This is a genomic window from Tsukamurella sp. NPDC003166 (assembly GCF_040611135.1).
In the GTDB taxonomy this organism is placed as follows: domain Bacteria; phylum Actinomycetota; class Actinomycetes; order Mycobacteriales; family Mycobacteriaceae; genus Tsukamurella.
Window position 1 is genome coordinate 19,138 of record NZ_JBEXNL010000017.1, and the last position, 17,692, is coordinate 36,829.

Sequence of the window (17,692 nt, forward strand, 5' to 3'; positions counted from 1 at the left end):
GTGAGGGGCGGCACGGTCAGAAGGGCGGCGGTTCGTCGTCGGGCGGTGGGAGCGACGCGGGAGTTGCGCCGGCGAGTACCGCGGCGAGGCGTCGTTCGACGGCACTGACCGTGTCGGGGTGGGTGCGGCGTTCGAGTTCCTCGAGATTCCGGTCGCGGATCCGTTCGCGCCGTTCGTGTTCGCGTTGCAGCCGGGTGGGACCGCCGGGTCTCCGAGGCTTCGACGGTGCCGCCGACGGATTCGTCCAGGTGATGCGGGTCAGGTCGGGGAACAGACCCAGGATCGTGCCCGACGGGTCGACGACGACCCGCCTACCGTTCGGTCCCGTCCACAGGATGCGGCCGTCGGCGAGGTGGGAGTCGACCCAGATCCCCGCCGTCTTCAGCTGATGGTGGGGCACGCACAGGGGCTGGCCGTTGTCGGCAGTAGTGGCTCCGCCGCGGGCGGGGTCGAGGTGGTCGTACTCGCGGGCGTGGTCGATCTGGCAGCGTGCCGCCGGCCGCGTGCACATCGGGAACACGCAGCGGGGGAACAGGATGTGGAAGTACCGCTTCAGGTCCGCCGAGAACCGGTACCCCGCGCTGCCCTGCGCGATCACCAGTGCCCGTGGGCTCAGTGCTCGCGGGGAGCGAGTCGGAGCGACTCGAGTATGTGCCGGAGGGGGAGTGGCGGTATCCGCTGCGCCATGAGTGTCTGCCTCACCGTCCGCGTCTGCGGCGCGGCGGCAGCGTGACGCGAGCAGGATCCCCACCGGACGACGGCGCACGAGGTCGATTCCGGACCACCGGTACATCGAGCCCGACAACGGTTCCGCGGTGCGGTCCGGAACGAGCTCAGCCTCCGGCGACGTGCTCGGATCATGTGTCCGCTCAATTGATTCAGGGTCTGCGCTCACCTCGGGATCGACGCCCGCCGCGGACTCGGCGGTGGGGGAGTCGTCGAGCTCCTGGCCGAAGGGGCGGATCACGGCATCGTTGCGGCGACTGATCTCGCGGGCGTGCTCGGCGGTGATCGGGCCGTGGCCGATCAGGTACGCGGCATCGGTATCGCTGGGATCGGCGAGGGTCTTCTCGTTGATCACGACGTGGATGAGGGTGCGGTACCGGACGATGACGCGCGCACCGTCGGAATCCTCCTGGCACTCACCCGCATGCCGGATCGGGGCGAACCGGCACACGGGGAGGGCGCACCGGCAGCCCAGCGTCACGAAACCGCGGACGAGCATGACGAAGGCGTCGGCGCGCCGCTGGGAGGCCGACCGCGGATCGCAGTCGCACACCGTTGCCGCGACCTCGTCGACCCGGGACTCGAGCTCCCGGATCTCGTGTGCGGTGAGCAGTGCGTAGGCCACCGCCATGCCGTCGTCCGCGGGCCGCACGGTGAACGTGCGGTCCTCCTCAGCCTGCTTGCGCTGCCGTTCCGCGGCCGCGGGGTCGATGTCGTGCACGATCCGGTCCGCAGCTTCGCGCAGCGCGGGAATCGCGGTCAGCTGCTCGGCGCCGGCCGTGAGCACCTCGGCGAGGCGTTCGTCGAACTCGAGCGCCTGTGCCGTCGACAGCGCGCGGCACCGGCTCAGCGACTCCTGCCCGCCGCGCGCAGAGATCACGTTCGCGTCGATGAGCGCGAACACCCGCGGCAGCCGTTCGACGAAACCGATCGCCTGGTCGATCGCCGTCTCGGCCGCGGTGGGACCGAGACGCAGAGCGACCATCACCTCCGCCTTCAGCGAGGAGTACGCCAGCGACAGCTCCTGCCGTCGCGCGTAGAAGTCCGCCCCTTGCTCGATGTCCGACGACAGGAACGCCGACTCGCGCTCGCCGTATCGGTCCCGGAACAGGGCGTACGTCGCCGTCATCGTTCGACAGAACGCCCTGTTCTCGACCCGCCGCTGCTCGTCGAGCACCTCGCCCAGCTCGACCGAGGGCACCACGGCACCGACCAACCGCGGAGGCAGCAGTGCCTCCGGGATGCTCGTCAGGGCGGCGGTGTGATCCATGACTCAATGGTACAGGTGTTCGAATGGGGCCGCAATGATTGATCTACAGAGAGCGAGACGCGCATCGCGGCAGTGCACGTCGCGGACGAGCCCCGGATTGCCACTGCAAAACTCCGGCGGATCTCGACCGAATACTCGACGCGTGTGCTTTCCTCCAGACGGGCGTACCGCCCGAAATCGGTTCCGTGCCTAAGGAGGCCCGCTATGAATCGCACCCTAGCCCTCACTTCCGCGATCGTGTTCGCGTCGATCGGACTCGTCGCGTGCGGCGGTGGCTCCGACAAGGGGTCCGACTCGAATTCCGCGAGCACGGACGCCAAGACCACCGTCACGGTCGACGGGAAGGAACTGACCGGCGTCGACCTGAGCAAGGTGGGCTGCACCAAGCAGGGCGACCGGATCGCCATCGGCGCCGGCGGCACCTCCGGCGGCGTCGGCGCCACCCTCAAGGACGGAAACCCGCCCACCGTCGAGACCGTCGCCCTCACCGTCGACGGGAACGCCCTCGGCGTCGGACCCGGTGTCGGCGAGGCCACCGTCAAGGTCGACGGTAAGCGCTACACGATCTCCGGCACGGCGCAGGGCGGCAGCCTGAGCAACCCGATGGCGGGGATCGTCAAGAAGCCCTTCGAGATCGTCGTCACCTGTAGCTGACGCGCGCCCGCGCGACCGCCTCGGCGGGGCTCCCGTGCCACGGCTCGCCGTGGCCGGGGGCCAGCACGCCGGCGTCGAGCGCTGCGATCGCCTCGAGGGTGTCGACGGTGCGCGGCAGGTCGTGGCTGAAGAAGCCGGGCAGGAGCTGCGGCCCCGTCGAACCCGACAGCGGATGGCCGGTCACCAGGGCGTCACCGGTGGCGACGACGCCGCCGGGCAGGAGGAACGCGGTGTGCCCGGAGGTGTGGCCGGCGCAGGGGATCGGTACGGGTGCGCCGGGCAGGTCGAGCGGAGCGCCCGCCGCGCGCACGGAAAAGGGTTCGGCGTAGGGCATCTCGACGTGGCCGAGCACGCCGACGCGCGCGACATCGGCCATCCACCGCAGCGTGCGCGGGCGCCAGGCGATGGGCAGCAGGTCGAGCGGCGCGGCCTGCTCGTGCGTCTCGCCGCGGGCGTGTGCGATCTCGTCGGGGTGCGCGAGAACCGGTGTCCCGTAGCGCTCGTGCAGTCTCGCGACGCCGCCCACGTGGTCGATGTGCGCGTGCGTCACGAGGATCGCGCGGACGTCCTCGGGGCGCCGGCCGATCGACGCCAGCGCGGCCTCGACGCGGTCCACGTCGCCCGCCCAGCCCGCGTCGATCAGCGTGACCTCGGCGCCGTCGACCAGGGCGAGGAAGTTGACGTGCGTCCCGGACCCGAACCACACGCCGCTCGCGAGCTCGCGCATCAGGCCTCGACCGCGGGCTTCCCGTCGAAGGTCAGCCACACCGCCGAGTTGGGGCCCAGTACGACTTCGACAGAGGCCTCGCGGCCGTGCCAGGAGCGGGACTCCGCGCTCACGCCGCCCATGTTGCCCGCACCGGTGCCCTCGTATGCCGAGGAATCGGTGTTGAGGATCTCGCGCCACGAGCCGGCGAAGGGGACGCCCACGCGGTAGCGCTCGTGCGTCTGCCCGGAGAAGTTGTACAGGCACAGCACCACGGAACCGTCGCTGCCCCAGCGCAGGAAGCTCAGCACGTTGTTCTGCGAGTCGTTCGCGTCCACCCACTCGTAGCCCGACGGGGTGGTGTCCTGGCTCCACAGCGCCGGGTGGGAGCGGTACGCCGCGTTGAGATCCCGCGTGAGCGCCTGGATCCCGGCGTGCAGCTCGCCCTCCCAGCCGTCGAGGCTGTCCCAGTCCAGCGAGCGCTCCTCGGACCATTCCCGGACCTGCCCGAACTCCTGGCCCATGAACAGCAGCTGCTTGCCCGGGTGGCCCCACATGTACGCGAGGAGGGCGCGGACGCCGGACGCCTTGGTGTGGGCGTCGCCGGGCATGCGCGTCCACAGCGTGCCCTTGCCGTGCACCACCTCGTCGTGGCTGATGGGGAGCACGAAGTTCTCGCTCCACGCGTACATCAGGGAGAAGGTGACCTCGTGGTGGTGGAAGTTGCGGTGCACCTGGTCGCGCCCCAGATAGCCCAGGGTGTCGTGCATCCAGCCCATGTTCCACTTCATGGTGAAGCCGAGGCCGCCGAGGTTCGTCGGGCGGGTGACGCCGGGCCAGCTCGTGGACTCCTCGGCCACCGTGACCACGCCCGGGAACAGCTTGTGGACCGTGGCGTTCATCTCCTGCAGGAACTCCACCGCCTCGAGGTTCTCCCGGCCGCCGTACACGTTCGGCGTCCAGCCGCCGTCGGGGCGGGAGTAGTCGAGGTACAGCATCGACGCCACGGCGTCCACGCGCAGACCGTCGACATGGAACTCGTCGAACCAGTAGAGAGCATTGGCCACCAGGAAGTTCCGCACCTCGCGGCGACCGAAGTCGAAGACATAGGTGCCCCAATCCAGCTGCTCGCCGCGCTGCGGGTCGCCGTGCTCGTAGAGCGGCTTACCGTCGAACCGGGCGAGCGCCCACGCGTCCTTGGGGAAGTGCGCGGGCACCCAGTCCATGATCACGCCGATGCCGCGGGCGTGCATCACATCCACGAACTCGCGGAACTCGTCCGGGGTGCCGAACCGGGAGGTCGGCGCGAAGTAGGACGTGACCTGGTAGCCCCAGGATCCGCCGAAGGGGTGCTCCGCCACCGGCAGCAGCTCGATGTGCGTGAAGCCGGTCTCCGTGACGTAGTCGGCCAGCTCGTTCGCCAGGTCGAGGTAGCTCAGACCCTGCCGCCACGAGCCGAGGTGCACCTCGTAGGTGCTCATCGGCCGGTCGGTGGGGATCTGCTTGGCGCGCTCGGCGATCCAGGCGTCGTCGCGCCACGCGTGATGGCTCTCCGTGACGATCGACGCCGTGGCGGGCGGTACCTCGGTGCGGCGGGCCATCGGGTCGGCCTTCTCGACGGGGCCGCCCTCGGTGAAGATCCGGAACTTGTAGGCGGCGCCGTCGCCGACTCCCGGGACGAAGACCTCCCAGACACCCGACGAGCCGAGCGTGCGCATCGGGAAGGACTCACCGGACCAGTACTCGAAGTCGCCGATCACGGTGACCCCACGCGCGTTCGGGGCCCATACGGCGAAGGAGGTGCCACTGACCTCGCCGTCGGGCGTGGTGTAGCTGCGCACGTGGGCGCCGAGCACGTCCCACAGCCGCTCGTGCCGGCCCTCGGCGATCAGGTGCTGATCCAGTTCGCCGATCGTCGGCAGGAACCGGTAGCCGTCCGCGACGATCGTGCTGCCCGTGGGGTAGAGCACCTCGTAGCGGTAGTCGGCGAGATCGGAGATCGGCACCTCGGTGCCCCACAGTGCGCCCTGGATGCGGGCCATCGGGTAGTGCTCGCCGCCGATCACCGCCGCCACCGCGGTGGCGCCGGGCTTGAGCGCGCGCAGCACCGTGCCGCGGGGCGTCGGGTGCGCGCCCAGGATCGCGTGGGGGTCGTGATAGGCACCGGACAGCAGGCGGCCGGCGGTATCGGGGTCGACGGCAGCCGCAGCCGAACTGGGGCCGACGGGGTTCTCGCTCATCATGCCTCCCGGTAGGACAGGTCGCGACGGTGCTGCGGGCTCAGTTGGGGCAGCACCAGGATGTGCGCGACATTGCGCCAGGGCTCCAGCCGCACGAAATTGGCCTGGCCCCAGTGATAGACCTCGCCCGACACCTCGTCGCGCACGGGGAACCGCTCGTGCCAGTCCATTCCCAGCGCCGGCAGGTCCAGCCACACGTTGCCGGCCTCGGCGCCGAAGGGGTTGAGGTTCACCACGATCAGGACGAGGTCGCCGGTGTTCGGATCGTGCTTGCTGTAGGCGATCAGCGCATCGTTGTCGACCGCGTGGAAGTGCAGGTTCCGCAGTTGCTGCAGCGCGGGGTGCCGGCGCCGGATGTCGTTGAGCCGGGTGATCCACGGCTCCAACGACTCCCCGCGACTCTGTGCCGCCTTGTAGTCGCGCGGGCGCAACTCGTACTTCTCCGAGTCGAGGTACTCCTCGCTGCCCTCGCGGACCGGGACGTGCTCGTAGAGCTCGTATCCCGAGTACATGCCCCAGCTGGGGGAGAGGGTGCCGGCGAGTGTCGCGCGGATGGCGAACATGCCCGGCCCGCCGTGCTGCAGGCTCTCGTGCAGGATGTCCGGCGTGTTCACCCAGAGATTGGGGCGGCAGATGTCGGCGTTGGCGGCGTGCTCGCGCGCGAACTCCTCGAGCTCCCACTTCGCCGTGCGCCACGTGAAATAGGTGTAGCTCTGCGTGAAGCCCAGCTTGCCCAGGCCGTACATCCGTGCCGGGCGGGTGAATGCCTCGGCCAGGAACAGGACGTTCGGGTTGACCTTCTTCACCTCGGCGATGAGCCAGTGCCAGAAGTCCGGCGGCTTCGTGTGCGGGTTGTCCACCCGGAAGATCTCGATGCCGCGCTGCACCCAGAACAGCGTGACGCGCAACAGCTCCCGGTAGATGCCGGTGCGATCCTCGTCGAAGTTGATCGGGTAGATGTCCTGGTACTTCTTCGGCGGGTTCTCGGCGTAGGCGATCGTGCCGTCGGGCAGGACCGTGAACCATTCGGGATGTTCCCGCGCCCACGGGTGATCCGGCGCCGCCTGGAAGGCCAGATCGAGCGCCACCTCCATACCGAGGTCGCGGGCGCGCTGGGTGAAGTAGTCGAAGTCCTCCAACGTGCCCAGCGCGGGATGTACCGCGTCGTGCCCGCCCGCGGTCGAACCGATGGCCCACGGCACGCCGACATCGTGCTCCTCCGGCGTCAGGGTGTTGTTGCGCCCCTTGCGGTTCACCTCGCCGATCGGATGAATCGGCGGGAGGTACACGATGTCGAAGCCCATCTCGGCCACCCGCGGCAGGTCCTCGGCGGCGGTGTGGAAGGTGCCGTGCACCGGCTTGCCCTCGTGATCCCAGCCGCCCGTCGATCGCGGGAACAGCTCGTACCAGGATCCGAAGAGCGCGCGCGTGCGGTCCACCCACACCCGGTACGTCCGCGACTTGGTGATGAGGTCGCGCACCGGATACTGCTGCAGGAGCCGGGTGATGTCGGGATGCAGTGCGGCGCCGGTCCGTTCGACGAGGCTGCGGTCGCCGTCGCGCAGGGCCGCGGCTGCGGCGCGGACCGAGGCCCGGTCACCGTCGGGCACGCCGCCCGCGGCGCGCTCGAGAAGGCGGGCACCGAGCTCGAGGTCGTTCGCGAGCTCCGCCGGGCCCTGGCCCGCGGCGAGCTTCTTCTGCACCGCGCTGCGCCAGGTGGTGGCCGGGTCGGACCAACCCTCGATGCGCAGCGACCAGTAGCCCGTGAGGTCCGGCCGGAACAACGCGTGGAATACGTCGGGCTCCGCGGCCGGCGACATGCGGATGTAGGTGGACGAGCCGTCCGGCCCGGTCACGACGACGGACGCCGCCACGGCGTCGTGACCCTCGCGCCACACTGTCGCCGACACCGGCACGACCTCGCCGACGACCGCCTTGCCGGGGTATTGCCCGCACGAGACCACGGGTTCGATGTCATCGATGCCGATGCGTCCTGTCACCGGGCCAACGGTAGTCGACGCGGCCGGTTTACGGGCGAGTACTCCGGGCTCGTCCGGGCCCGGCGCCGCGCCGCCTGCGGGCCTTTCCGGTTGTGCCCGGACGGGTCCGGAAAACGTGGTCAGGTCTGGGAGAGACGCTGGAGCGCCGCGACCGCGACGTCCCGGTCCGCGGTCTCCCAGAACGGCGGCAGGGAGGCGCGGAGGAAGCCGCCGTAGCGCGCCGTCGCGAGCCGCGAGTCCAGCACGGCGACGACGCCCTTGTCCTCCGTCGAACGCAGCAGCCGGCCCACGCCCTGCGCCAGCAGGAGCGCCGCGTGGGTGGCTGCGACGGCCATGAAGCCGTTGCCGCCCCGCGACTCGACGGCGCGCTGCCGGGCGGTCAGCAGCGGATCGTCGGGCCGGGGGAACGGGATCCGGTCGATGAGCACGAGCGAGAGCGACGGTCCGGGCACGTCGACGCCCTGCCACAGGCTCAGGGTGCCGAACAGCGAGGTCGACGGGTCGGCGGCGAAGTCGCGCACCAGCTGGCCGGTGTTGCCCTCGCCCTGGCACAGGATCGGGGTGTCGATCCGCTCGCGCAGCGCCTCGGCGGCGGCCTTCGCTGCGCGGGTGGAACTAAACAGCCCCAGGGTGCGGCCGCCGGCGGCCTTGATCAGCGTCTCGATCTCGTCGAGGACGGCGGGATTGGTGCCGTCGCGGCCGGGCGGCGGCAGTTTCGTGGCCACGTAGAGGATGCCCGACCGCGGGTAGTCGAAGGGCGAGCCCACGTCGAGGTGGCTCCATTCGATCTTCGCGTCGGGCTTCTTGCCGGTTGCGAGCGACGGGTCGCGGTCCGGTTCGGTCGACGGTGCGCCGTCCGCGCGGGGCAGGCCCCACGATCCGGCGACCGTGTCGAAGGCGCCGCCGACGGCGAGGGTCGCCGAGGTCAGCACCACCGTCGACTCGCCGAACAGCCGGGTGCGCAGCAACCCGCCCACCGACAGCGGCGCCACGTACAGCGTCCGGCGGAAGCCGCCGCCGCGGACCGGGACGTCGGAGGTCCAGACCACGTCGCGGCGCTTCGCCTCGTCGGGCTCGTCGAAGGCGGTGAGGACGCGGACCGCGGTGTCGTGCACGTCGTCGAGGGCCGTGAGAGCGGCGCTGCGTGCGGCCGCGGCGTCCGAGTCGAGGTTGGCTCCGCGCGCCGGGCCGACGGCGGTCCGGACGGCCCACGCGGCGTCGCGGACGGCCGCCAGGGCGGGCCCGGCACCGTCGGGCAGGCCCAGCCAGCGGCGCGTGCCGGACGCGTCCAACAGCTGGGTGAGCCCCTCGGAGGCGGCGACGAGCGCGTCGGCGATCTCCTCCTCGACGAGTTTGCCCGCGCGACGGGCGGCGGCCGCGACCACGCTGCCGGTGAGCTCCGCGGTGGCGACGGAGGTGACCCGGTCCACCAGCTCGTGCGCCTCGTCGACGACGACGGCGTCGTGGTCCGGCAGCACCTTGACCTCGGTCATCGCGTCGATGGCGAGGAGGGCGTGGTTGGTGACCACCACGTCGACCTGGCCCGTCTTCTTGCGCGCCGCCTCGGCGAAGCAATCCTGGCCGTAGGTGCAGTTGGTAGCGCCCAGGCACTCCCGCGCGCCGACGCTGACCAGACGCCAGGACTGGTCGCCGACGGCGGGGGTCAGCTCGTCGCGGTCGCCGGTCTCGGTGTCGCTGCTCCACTCGCGCAGGCGTTTCATCTCGCGTCCCAGACGCGAGGCGGCGAACGGATCGAACAGTTCCTCGCTGTCCGGCTCGGAGGCCACCGAGCTGTGCAACTTGTTGAGGCACAGGTAGTTCCCGCGACCCTTGAGGATCGCGAACTCGGGCTCACGGCCGAGGTCCTTCTTCAGTGCCTTGGCCAGGCGGGGCAGGTCGCGGTCCACCAGCTGCTGCTGCAGTGCGATGGTCGCGGTGCTCACCACGACCGTCTTGCCGGAGGTCACGGCGTGCCGGATCGAGGGCACGAGGTAGGCCAGCGACTTGCCGGTGCCGGTGCCGGCCTGCACCGCGAGGTGCTCGCCGGTGTCGAGGGAGTGGGCCACGGCGGCGGCCATCCGCACCTGTCCGTCGCGCTTGCTGCCGCCGAGTGCGGTGACCGCGATGTCCAGCAGCTTCGGCACGATCGGCGGTTCGGTCACCCGGAGATCCTACCGGCTGGGCGTCGTCGTGATCTCGCCCCGCTGCTCGGCGAGCGCCGCGAACGGGACTGCCCCTGTTCTAGCGGTACTGCTCGGGCGTGAGGTGCTCGCGCAGGGTGCGGGTCATCGCGCCCGCCGCCGCCGACGGTGCCGCCCGTGTCGCGAGGGACAGGTTGGTCCGGGCGGACCGGGCGATCGGCACCGTCGACAATCCCGGGCGTCCGCCCGCCATCGAGGCCGTGAGCACCGCGACGCCGGCGCCGGCGGCCGCGAGTGCGAGGAGGGCCTCGGGGGAGTGGGCCTGGACCGCGGGCTCGACGGTGACGCGCTCCGCGGCGCACGTCATCGTCAGGGCCGTGCGGACGCCGGTGCCGGAGGGAAGGCACAGCACCGTCGTGCCGGCGAGGTCCGCGCACGTGATCGACGGTGCTTCCGCCCACTCGTGGGACTCGGGGATCACCGCGGTCAGGGGCTCGCGGATGAGGCGGTGCGCCGCGAGGTCCCCCGGCAGCGATCCGGCGTGAGCGACCAGCGCCACGTCGAGCGCGCCGGTCATCAGGTCCGCGATCAACTCGTCCGAGTTGCCTTCGGTCACCTCGACGGTGACGGCCGGATGTGCCGCCCGGAACTCGGCGAAGCCCGCCAGGTAGCCGGGGATCGTGCAGCCGATGACGGTGCCCAGGCGCACGTGGCCGCGGACCACGCCGGTCAGCTCGTCCGCGACCGTGCGCACCGTCTCCACGGCCCCGAGCGCGGCGCGCGCGTGCGGGAGGAGCTCGGCGCCCTCGGTGGTGAGCCGGACGGTGCGCGACGCGCGTTCGAGGAGGCGGTGGCCGAGCTCGCGCTCGAGCTTGGCCACCTGCGCGGAGACCCCGGATTGTGCGACGTGCAGCGCCTCGGCGGCCGCGGTGAACGAGCCGTGGTCCGCGACCGCGACGAGATACCGGAGTTGATGCAGTTCCATCACTGATGATGATAGCTCGGATCAGAATCAGCTGTTGGACTTCTGATTGTGGCCGCCGCAGGATGGAGTCATGACCGAGAACATCACCCCCCGCCAGATCGCCGAGACCTACTTCCGCTGCTGGGAGGCGAAGGATTTCGCGCCCCTCCGCCCCTACCTCGCGCCCGACTGTCGTTTCGTCGGAGTCTTCGGGGTGGCGGCCGGACCGGATGAGTTCCTGGCCGGCCTGAACGGCATGGCGCAAGCCACCGACTCGCTCGAGATTCTCGCCCGTCTCGCCGACGATCACGACGTCATCACGTGGTTCGACCTGGGGCTGGGTGGCGCCCCGGCGACGGCGGTCGCGAACTGGACGCACGTGGAGAACGGCCTGATCACCGCGGTGAACGTGACCTTCGACCCCCGCGAGATCCTGGCCGCCTCCGCCTGAGGGCTCCGATTCCGGGCCGCGCCGGCGGTTCTCCCACCCGTTTCGCGGGTGTCCGCGGGCTCCCACCCGTTTCGCGGCAGCCCACCTCGCGTGCGGGGTGGGCTGCCGTGCCAGGGGCGGGAGCAGTGGGCGCTACCGGGCCCGGACGCCGTCGGCGATCGCCGAGATGAACACCTCGATGAGCCGATCGAGCTCCTGCGGCGTCGCCCCGAGGTCGCCGGGGCGCCACGCGAGTGCGAGCAGTCCGTTGACCGCGGCCCAGAGTGCCGTGGCAGTGCGATCCGGGTCCAGGTCAGCGCGCGCGAATCCCGTTGCCATACCCTCGCGCAACACGCCGGCGAGCTTCGCGTTCTGCTCGCGCGTGAGCTCGGCGATTCGGGCGACGGCGGCGGGAACGTCCGGCGGCTCGACGAGGATCCGGAACTCGTAGGGTCGCTCCCGGGCGAACCGCGCGTACTCGGCGGCCGCCACCATGATCTTCGTCTCCGGGTCGCCCTCGGATCGGTACGCGGCGTCCATGTACGCGCGGTTCTCCTCCATCGCCTGCTCGGCGACGGCGGTGAGCAGGGCGGACCTGCCCCCGACCCGGTTGTAGATGGTCTGCACCGCGACATCGGCGCGTTCCGCCACGGACTCCAGCGTCATCGCCTCGGCGCCGTGTACCGCGACGATCTCCCGCGCCGCGTCGATGACGGCCCGCCGGTTCGCCTCGGCTTTGCGTTGGGCGCGGGTCGGTTCCATGGCACGAGCGTAACGCATCACATTGTTGGAATCACTTCCAATGTTGGTATCAAATCCAGTACTCTTGCCGCATGAGCAGAGAAGACATCGCATTCGCGTCCGGAACCTCCCAGTGTGCGGCCTGGCTGTACCGGCCCGAGGCGGCCGAGGGGGAACGGCGGCCGATCGTCGTCCTGGCCCACGGCCTCGGCGGTGTCAAGGAACAACGGCTCGACGCCTTCGCCGAACGGTTCACCGCGGCCGGCTACGCGTGCCTCGTCTTCGACTATCGGCACTTCGGCGCCAGCGGCGGCGAGCCGCGGCAGCTGCTGGACGTGGGGCTGCAGCGTGCGGACTGGCGCGCCGCGGTCGCCTTCGCGCGCACCCTCGACGGCGTGGACCTCGATCGGGTCGTCGTGTGGGGCACCTCGTTCGGCGGCGGGCACTCCATCGTCACCGCCGCCGACGATCCGCGGATCGCGGCGGCCATCAGCCAGTGCCCATTCACGGACGGTCTCGCATCCTCGCTCGCGATTCCGCCACTGACCTCGGTGAAAGTCACCGTGCGGGCGATCCGGGACTTGCTCGGTGCTCGGATCGGCCGCGAGCCGCAGCGGGTGCCCACGTACGGTGCGCCGGGATCGACCGCGCTGATGACCTCACCCGATTCCGTGTCCGGTATGGAGGCGCTGAGCCCTCCCGGGGTGAGCCTTCCGCATGATGTCGCCGCCCGGTTCGCGCTGCAGATCATGCGAGAGTTCCCCGGCCGGCGGATCAAGGACATTCAGTGCCCGCTGTTCCTCGCAATCTGCGAGAGGGACACCGTTGCTCCCGCCGGCCCGACGCGGAAGTACGCGGCGCAGGCGCGCGACGCAGACGTCAAGCTGTACGACGCCGGCCACTTCGACATCTACGTCGGCGACGACTTCGAGCGCAATGTCGCCGATCAGCTGGACTTCTTGCGGCGCCACGTCCCCCTCAGCTGACTCAGGAGATCGCGTCGCTGGGGATCGAGCGGCCAATGCGCTGGAGCAGGTCGGCGGCGTTGGCCATCGACCGCGCCGGGTCCGGCTCGAGTTCGGCGAGTGCCAGTGCGCGCTGGAAGCCCGCTGCGCGGATCTGGTCCGCGCCCAGGAGATTCCGTCCGGACACGGCGATCACCGGGATACCCGCGGCCCGGGCCGCCGCGGCGACGCCCACGGGGGCCTTGCCGTGCAGCGTCTGCTCGTCCAGCGAGCCCTCACCGGTCACGACCAGGTCGGCACCGTCGAGCTGGGCGGCGAAGTCGACCAGCTCGAGCACGATGTCGACGCCCGGCCGCGCCTGCGCGCCCAGCACAGCCATCGCGCCGAAGGCGGTCCCGCCCGCGGCGCCCGCACCCGGGACGTCCCGGGCGTCGTGCCCGCCGGCAACGGTGAGGAGGTCGGCGAAGACCCGCAGCGCGGCGTCGAGCAGTGCCACGTCGCCCGAGGTCGCCCCCTTCTGCGGGCCGTAGATCGCGGCCGCGCCGTCGGGGCCGAGCAGGGGGTTGTCGACATCGCAGGCGAGGGTGAATCGGGCCTGCGCGGCCGCCGGGTGCAGGCCCGCCAGGTCCACGCGCGCGGCCCGGGCCAGCGCCGCGCCGCCGGAGGGGAGCGGGGCACCGTCGGCGTCGAAGATCGTGACCCCGAGGGCCTGGAGCATGCCCGCGCCGGCGTCGGTGGAGGCGCTGCCGCCGAGGCCGACCACGATGGACCGGGCCCCGTCGTCGAGGGCGTGCCGGATCACGGCGCCCAGTCCGAAGGTGCCGGCGCCCAGGGCATCCGGCACACCGTCGGGCAGTAGCTCGAGGCCGACGGCCGAGGCGAGCTCGACCACCGCGGTCTCGCCGCGCCGGGCGTACGAGGTGGAGACCGGGGCACCCGTGGGGCCGGTGGTCTCCACTCGGACCCGCGTCCACCCGGCGGCCACCGCCGCGTCGACGGTGCCGTCGCCCCCGTCGGCGATGGGGGCGCGGCGCACCGTCCACTCCGGACGGGCCTCGGCGATGCCTCGCGCCAGGGCGTCGGCGACCCCGACGGCCGAGAGCGAGCCCTTGAACTTGTCGGGCGCCAGCAGCACACGCATGTCGACTCCCTAGTCCAGCAGGAGGAGCGCGGTCGGGGCGTCGGCACCGGCGAGCGCCAGCTCCTCGAACTCGGCGACGTTGTCGAGCTCGGTGCCCATCGCGATGTTGGTGACCTTCTCCAGGATGATCTCCACGACCACCGGCACCTTGTGCTCGCGGGCCAGCGATTGCGCCGCGCCCAGGGTCTCGGCGATGCGCGCGGGATCGGTCACGCGCAGTGCCTTGCAGCCCAAGCCCTCGGCCACCTTGACGTGGTCCACGCCGTAGCCCTTGGGGACCTCGGCGATCGCGGCGTCGTGGGCCTCGGAGACGTCGGCATTGATGTTGTCGAAGCCGAGCTGGACGTGGAAGTCCATGTCGAAGGCGCGCTGCGCCTGGCGGATCAGGCCGAGGTAGGAGTTGTTCACCACGACGTGCACGTAGGGCAGGTTGAACTGCGCCCCGACCGCCAGTTCCTCGATCATGAACTGGAAGTCGTAGTCGCCCGAGAGCGCGACCACGTCCGTGCCCGGCTCCGCCTTCACCACGCCGAGCGCGGCGGGGATGGTCCAGCCGAGCGGGCCGGCCTGGCCGCAGTTGATCCAATGGCGCGGCTTGAAGACGTGCAGGAACTGGCCGCCGGCGATCTGCGAGAGCCCGATGGTGCTCACGTACCGGGTGTCCCGGCCGAAGACCTTGTTCATCTCCTCGTAGACCCGCTGGGGCTTGACGGGGACGTCGTCGAAGTGCGTGCGGCGCTGCATCGTCCGCTTGCGCTCGGCGCAGGACTCGACCCACTCCTCGCGGTTCGGCAGAGTGCCCGCTGAGCGCCGCTCGCGGGCGATCTCGACCAGCTGGTCGAGCGCGGCGCCGGCGTCGGAGACGATGCTGTAGTCCGGCGCGAAGACCCGGCCGATCTGGGTGGGGTCGATGTCGATGTGCACGAAGGTGCGTCCCGCGCGGTAGACGTCGAGCCCGCCGGTGTGCCGGTTGGCCCAGCGGTTGCCGATGCCCAGCACGAAGTCCGAGGCCAGCATGGTGGCGTTGCCGTAGCGATGCGCGGTCTGCAGCCCGACCATGCCGGCCGCGAGCCGGTGGTCGTCCGGGATCGTGCCCCAGCCCATCAGGGTGGGGATCACCGGGACGTCCAGCAGTTCGGCCAGCTCCACCAGCTTGTCGGAGGCGTCGGCGTTGATGACGCCGCCGCCGGAGACGATCAGCGGGCGCTCCGCGGCCTGGAGCATGTCCAGGGCCTTCTCGGCCTGCGCGCGGGTGGCCGCCGGCCGGTACACCGGCAGGGGCTCGTAGGTGTCCGGGTCGAAGTCGATCTCGGCGAGCTGCACGTCGATGGGCAGGTCGATGAGGACCGGGCCGGGCCGACCCGAACGCATGAGGTGGAAGGCCTGCGCGAACACGCCGGGGACCTGCGCGGGCTCGAGCACCGTGACCGCCATCTTGGTGACGGGGTTCGCGATCGACGCGATGTCGACCGCCTGGAAGTCCTCCTTGTGCAGCCGGGCGACCGGCGCCTGCCCGGTGATCGCGAGGATCGGGATGGAATCGGCCATCGCCGAGTACAAACCGGTGATCATGTCGGTGCCGGCGGGGCCCGACGTGCCGATGCAGATGCCGATGTTGCCGGCCTTGGCGCGGGTGTAGCCCTCGGCCATGTGGGAGGCGCCCTCGACGTGCCGGGCGAGCACGTGGCTGATGCCGCCGTGCGCGCGGAGCGCCGCGTAGAAGGGGTTGATCGCCGCGCCGGGCACGCCGAACGCCTGCGTCGCGCCCTCGAGTTCCAGGATCTTCGCCGCAGCTTCGGCGGCACGCATACGAGCCATGTCAGTACTCCAGTGTGGTTGTGGTCAGGGAGGTTTCGGGTGTCAGCTGCTGCGACCGGACAGGCGCTCGACGCCGCGCAGCAGCGCGGAGTGGTCGAGGCCGCCGTCGCCGTTGGCGCGGGCGGAGGCCATGAGCTGGGCGACGAGGCCGCCGAGCGGCGCGACGACGCCGGCCTCACGCGCGGCCGAGGTGACGATGCCGAGGTCCTTGTGGTGCAGCTCGATCCGGAAGCCGGGCTCGAACTCGCGGTCGAGCATCTTCTGCGCCTTCTGGTTCAGCACCGCGGAGCCCGCGAGGCCGCCGCCGAGGACCTGTACCGCGGCTGCGGTGTCGACGCCGTAGGCCTCGAGGAAGATGATCGCCTCGGCGAGGAGCTGGATGTTGCCCGCGACGATGAGCTGGTTGGCGGCCTTGACGGTCTGGCCGGAGCCGCTGGGGCCGACGTGCACGATGGTCTTGCCGACCACGTCGAGAACCGGCTTGGCGGCCTCGAAGTCAGCGGGAGCGCCGCCGACCATGATCGACAGGACGGCGTTCACCGCGCCGGCCTCGCCGCCCGAGACGGGGGCGTCGATCAGCCGGAAGCCGCGCTCGGACGCCTGCTCCGCGAGGCGGGCGGTGACATCGGGGCGGATGCTCGAGAAGTCGATGATCAGGGCGCCGGCGGGGGCGTTGTCGAAGACCCCGCCCTCACCCGCGAGGACGGCCTCGACGTCGGGAGAGTCCGGCACCATGACGGCGATGACCTCGGCGTCGGCGACCGCGTCGGCGATCGACGATGCGCAGCGGCCGCCCGCGTCGACGAGCGGCTTGGCCCGCTCCGGCGTGCGGTTGAAGCCGGCCACGGTGTGCCCGGCGTTCTGCAGGTGCACGGCCATGGGGCTGCCCATGATGCCGAGTCCGATGAAGGCGATGTTCGTCATGAGGAGTTCCTTTGCTGGAAGAGGAGATCAGGAGGCTGCGACGACGGCGTTGCGCTCGGTGACGGGGAGCCAGGCGAAGGGGTCGCTCTGGCTCTGCTTGTACTCGAGGCCGATCGGGCCTCGGTACCCGACGCGCGCGAGGTGCGCGAGGTGTCCGTCGAGGTCGAGGGTGCCCGTGCCGGGCTCGCCGCGGCCGGGATCATCGGCGATCTGGACGTGCCCGATGCGGCCCGCGTGGGCCTCGATAGCGGCACTCACGTCGTCGCCGTTGACCTGCAGGTGGTACAGGTCGGCCAGCAGGCGCAGCGCGTCGACGCCCTGTTCGTCGCGCACCCGGTCCATGACCGCGACCGCGTCGGCGGCGGTGCGCAGCGGGTAGCGCGGGGCCCCGCTCACGGGCTCGACGAGGACGACGGCGCCGGTGCGCGCCGCGGCGCGGCCCGCCGCGGCCAGGTTCTCGGCCGCGACGGCGTCCTGCTCCTCGGGCGCGACACCGTCGATCCGGTTGCCGTACAGGGCGTTGAAGGCGGGGGTGCCGAGGCGCTCGCCGATGCCGACGGTGACCTCGATGTTGTCGCGGAACTCGGCGACGCGGGCCGGATCGGAGAGGATGCCGCGGTCGCCGTTCGGCATGTCGCCCGCGAAGAAGTTCAGGCCCGTGAGCTGCACGCCGGCGTCCTCGATCGCGGTCACGAAGGCGTCGACCTGGCGGTCGCCGGGGACGGCGGTGGCGAACGGCCACCAGAACTCGACGGCCTCGAAGCCGGCCTCGCGGACGGCGCGGGGGCGCTCGAGGACGGGCAGATCGGCCAGCAGGATCGAGCAGTTGACCGTGTACTTGGCGGGGGCGTTGGCGCTCATGAGTGGCTCCTTCTTCAGGCAGGACGTACGGCGGTGCAGGTTCGGGCGAGGTCCGATTCGACCTGCTAGCTTTCGCCTGTTGGAAAGATCATTTCCGTACTATGGAATTGT

14 protein-coding genes are annotated in these 17,692 nt (G+C 71.1%); 3 read left to right on the top strand and 11 right to left on the bottom strand.

Annotated features, from left to right (window positions below):
- Positions 1-16: 16 nt before the first annotated feature.
- Complete coding sequence (locus tag ABZX10_RS17705) at positions 17-1,996, bottom strand: DUF222 domain-containing protein (protein ID WP_355542663.1); 1,980 nt, start codon at positions 1,994-1,996, stop codon at positions 17-19.
- 204 nt (positions 1,997-2,200) lie between these two features.
- Here ABZX10_RS17705 and ABZX10_RS17710 point away from each other — a divergent pair, with 204 nt between their 5' ends.
- Complete coding sequence (locus tag ABZX10_RS17710) at positions 2,201-2,650, top strand: lipoprotein LpqH (protein ID WP_355542666.1); 450 nt, start codon at positions 2,201-2,203, stop codon at positions 2,648-2,650.
- Here the strand turns inward: ABZX10_RS17710 and ABZX10_RS17715 are convergent.
- From ABZX10_RS17715 to ABZX10_RS17735, 5 genes are all read right to left on the bottom strand, one after another.
- Positions 2,637-3,377, bottom strand: coding sequence for an MBL fold metallo-hydrolase (locus ABZX10_RS17715; RefSeq protein ID WP_355542669.1), 741 nt, complete (start codon positions 3,375-3,377; stop codon positions 2,637-2,639). The two genes, ABZX10_RS17710 and ABZX10_RS17715, sit on opposite strands and share 14 nt — an antisense overlap.
- Entirely contained in the window at positions 3,377-5,596 is a 2,220-nt protein-coding gene (glgB, locus tag ABZX10_RS17720; RefSeq protein ID WP_355542672.1) for a 1,4-alpha-glucan branching protein GlgB, read from the bottom strand. The genes ABZX10_RS17715 and glgB overlap by 1 nt, the downstream gene beginning before the upstream one ends.
- Complete coding sequence (locus ABZX10_RS17725; RefSeq protein WP_355542675.1) at positions 5,596-7,596, bottom strand: alpha-1,4-glucan--maltose-1-phosphate maltosyltransferase; 2,001 nt, start codon at positions 7,594-7,596, stop codon at positions 5,596-5,598. Before ABZX10_RS17725 ends, glgB begins: the two co-directional genes overlap by 1 nt.
- 119 nt (positions 7,597-7,715) lie before the next feature.
- Positions 7,716-9,758, bottom strand: a complete 2,043-nt coding sequence (locus tag ABZX10_RS17730) for an ATP-dependent DNA helicase (protein WP_355542678.1) — start codon at positions 9,756-9,758, stop codon at positions 7,716-7,718.
- A gap of 79 nt (positions 9,759-9,837) precedes the next feature.
- Positions 9,838-10,722, bottom strand: coding sequence for a LysR family transcriptional regulator (locus ABZX10_RS17735; RefSeq protein ID WP_355542681.1), 885 nt, complete (start codon positions 10,720-10,722; stop codon positions 9,838-9,840).
- 70 nt (positions 10,723-10,792) lie between these two features.
- Between ABZX10_RS17735 and ABZX10_RS17740 the strand changes: the two genes are divergently transcribed.
- Positions 10,793-11,152 (top strand): nuclear transport factor 2 family protein, encoded by a 360-nt coding sequence (locus tag ABZX10_RS17740; protein ID WP_355542684.1) that lies wholly within the window; start codon positions 10,793-10,795, stop codon positions 11,150-11,152.
- Between the two features lie 132 nt (positions 11,153-11,284).
- Here the strand turns inward: ABZX10_RS17740 and ABZX10_RS17745 are convergent, their stop codons facing one another.
- Positions 11,285-11,893, bottom strand: a complete 609-nt coding sequence (locus ABZX10_RS17745) for a TetR/AcrR family transcriptional regulator (protein WP_355542687.1) — start codon at positions 11,891-11,893, stop codon at positions 11,285-11,287.
- Between the two features lie 71 nt (positions 11,894-11,964).
- Here ABZX10_RS17745 and ABZX10_RS17750 point away from each other — a divergent pair, with 71 nt between their 5' ends.
- The gene (locus ABZX10_RS17750) at positions 11,965-12,858 is read left to right on the top strand and encodes an alpha/beta fold hydrolase (RefSeq protein ID WP_355542690.1); all 894 of its coding nucleotides are present in this window, start codon (positions 11,965-11,967) and stop codon (positions 12,856-12,858) included.
- Position 12,859: 1 nt separating this feature from the next.
- Here the strand turns inward: ABZX10_RS17750 and ABZX10_RS17755 are convergent, their stop codons facing one another.
- Genes ABZX10_RS17755 through ABZX10_RS17770 form a run of 4 tightly spaced genes read right to left on the bottom strand, consistent with a single transcriptional unit; the run spans position 12,860 to position 17,581 of the window.
- Positions 12,860-13,978 carry a glycerate kinase gene (locus ABZX10_RS17755; RefSeq protein WP_355542693.1) on the bottom strand — a complete coding sequence of 373 codons (1,119 nt, stop codon included), beginning with the start codon at positions 13,976-13,978 and terminating at the stop codon, positions 12,860-12,862.
- Positions 13,979-13,987: 9 nt separating this feature from the next.
- A complete protein-coding gene (gcl, locus tag ABZX10_RS17760; RefSeq protein WP_355542696.1) occupies positions 13,988-15,796 on the bottom strand; it encodes a glyoxylate carboligase in 1,809 nt (602 codons plus the stop codon).
- Between the two features lie 42 nt (positions 15,797-15,838).
- On the bottom strand, positions 15,839-16,720 hold the full coding sequence (locus tag ABZX10_RS17765) for a 2-hydroxy-3-oxopropionate reductase (RefSeq protein ID WP_355542699.1): 882 nt from the start codon (positions 16,718-16,720) through the stop codon (positions 15,839-15,841).
- A 27-nt stretch (positions 16,721-16,747) separates the two neighbouring features.
- Complete coding sequence (locus ABZX10_RS17770; protein ID WP_355542702.1) at positions 16,748-17,581, bottom strand: TIM barrel protein; 834 nt, start codon at positions 17,579-17,581, stop codon at positions 16,748-16,750.
- Positions 17,582-17,692 lie beyond the last annotated feature (111 nt).

Excerpts from the sequence above, each read along its gene's own strand:
- ABZX10_RS17705 (WP_355542663.1), bottom strand. The coding sequence starts at position 1,996 with ATGGATCACACCGCCGCCCTGACGAGCATCCCGGAGGCACTGCTGCCT.
- ABZX10_RS17710 (WP_355542666.1), top strand. The coding sequence starts at position 2,201 with ATGAATCGCACCCTAGCCCTCACTTCCGCGATCGTGTTCGCGTCGATC.
- ABZX10_RS17715 (WP_355542669.1), bottom strand. The coding sequence starts at position 3,377 with ATGCGCGAGCTCGCGAGCGGCGTGTGGTTCGGGTCCGGGACGCACGTC.
- glgB (WP_355542672.1), bottom strand. The coding sequence starts at position 5,596 with ATGAGCGAGAACCCCGTCGGCCCCAGTTCGGCTGCGGCTGCCGTCGAC.
- ABZX10_RS17735 (WP_355542681.1), bottom strand. The coding sequence starts at position 10,722 with ATGGAACTGCATCAACTCCGGTATCTCGTCGCGGTCGCGGACCACGGC.
- ABZX10_RS17740 (WP_355542684.1), top strand. The coding sequence starts at position 10,793 with ATGACCGAGAACATCACCCCCCGCCAGATCGCCGAGACCTACTTCCGC.
- ABZX10_RS17745 (WP_355542687.1), bottom strand. The coding sequence starts at position 11,893 with ATGGAACCGACCCGCGCCCAACGCAAAGCCGAGGCGAACCGGCGGGCC.
- ABZX10_RS17750 (WP_355542690.1), top strand. The coding sequence starts at position 11,965 with ATGAGCAGAGAAGACATCGCATTCGCGTCCGGAACCTCCCAGTGTGCG.
- ABZX10_RS17755 (WP_355542693.1), bottom strand. The coding sequence starts at position 13,978 with ATGCGTGTGCTGCTGGCGCCCGACAAGTTCAAGGGCTCGCTCTCGGCC.
- gcl (WP_355542696.1), bottom strand. The coding sequence starts at position 15,796 with ATGGCTCGTATGCGTGCCGCCGAAGCTGCGGCGAAGATCCTGGAACTC.
- ABZX10_RS17765 (WP_355542699.1), bottom strand. The coding sequence starts at position 16,720 with ATGACGAACATCGCCTTCATCGGACTCGGCATCATGGGCAGCCCCATG.
- ABZX10_RS17770 (WP_355542702.1), bottom strand. The coding sequence starts at position 17,581 with ATGAGCGCCAACGCCCCCGCCAAGTACACGGTCAACTGCTCGATCCTG.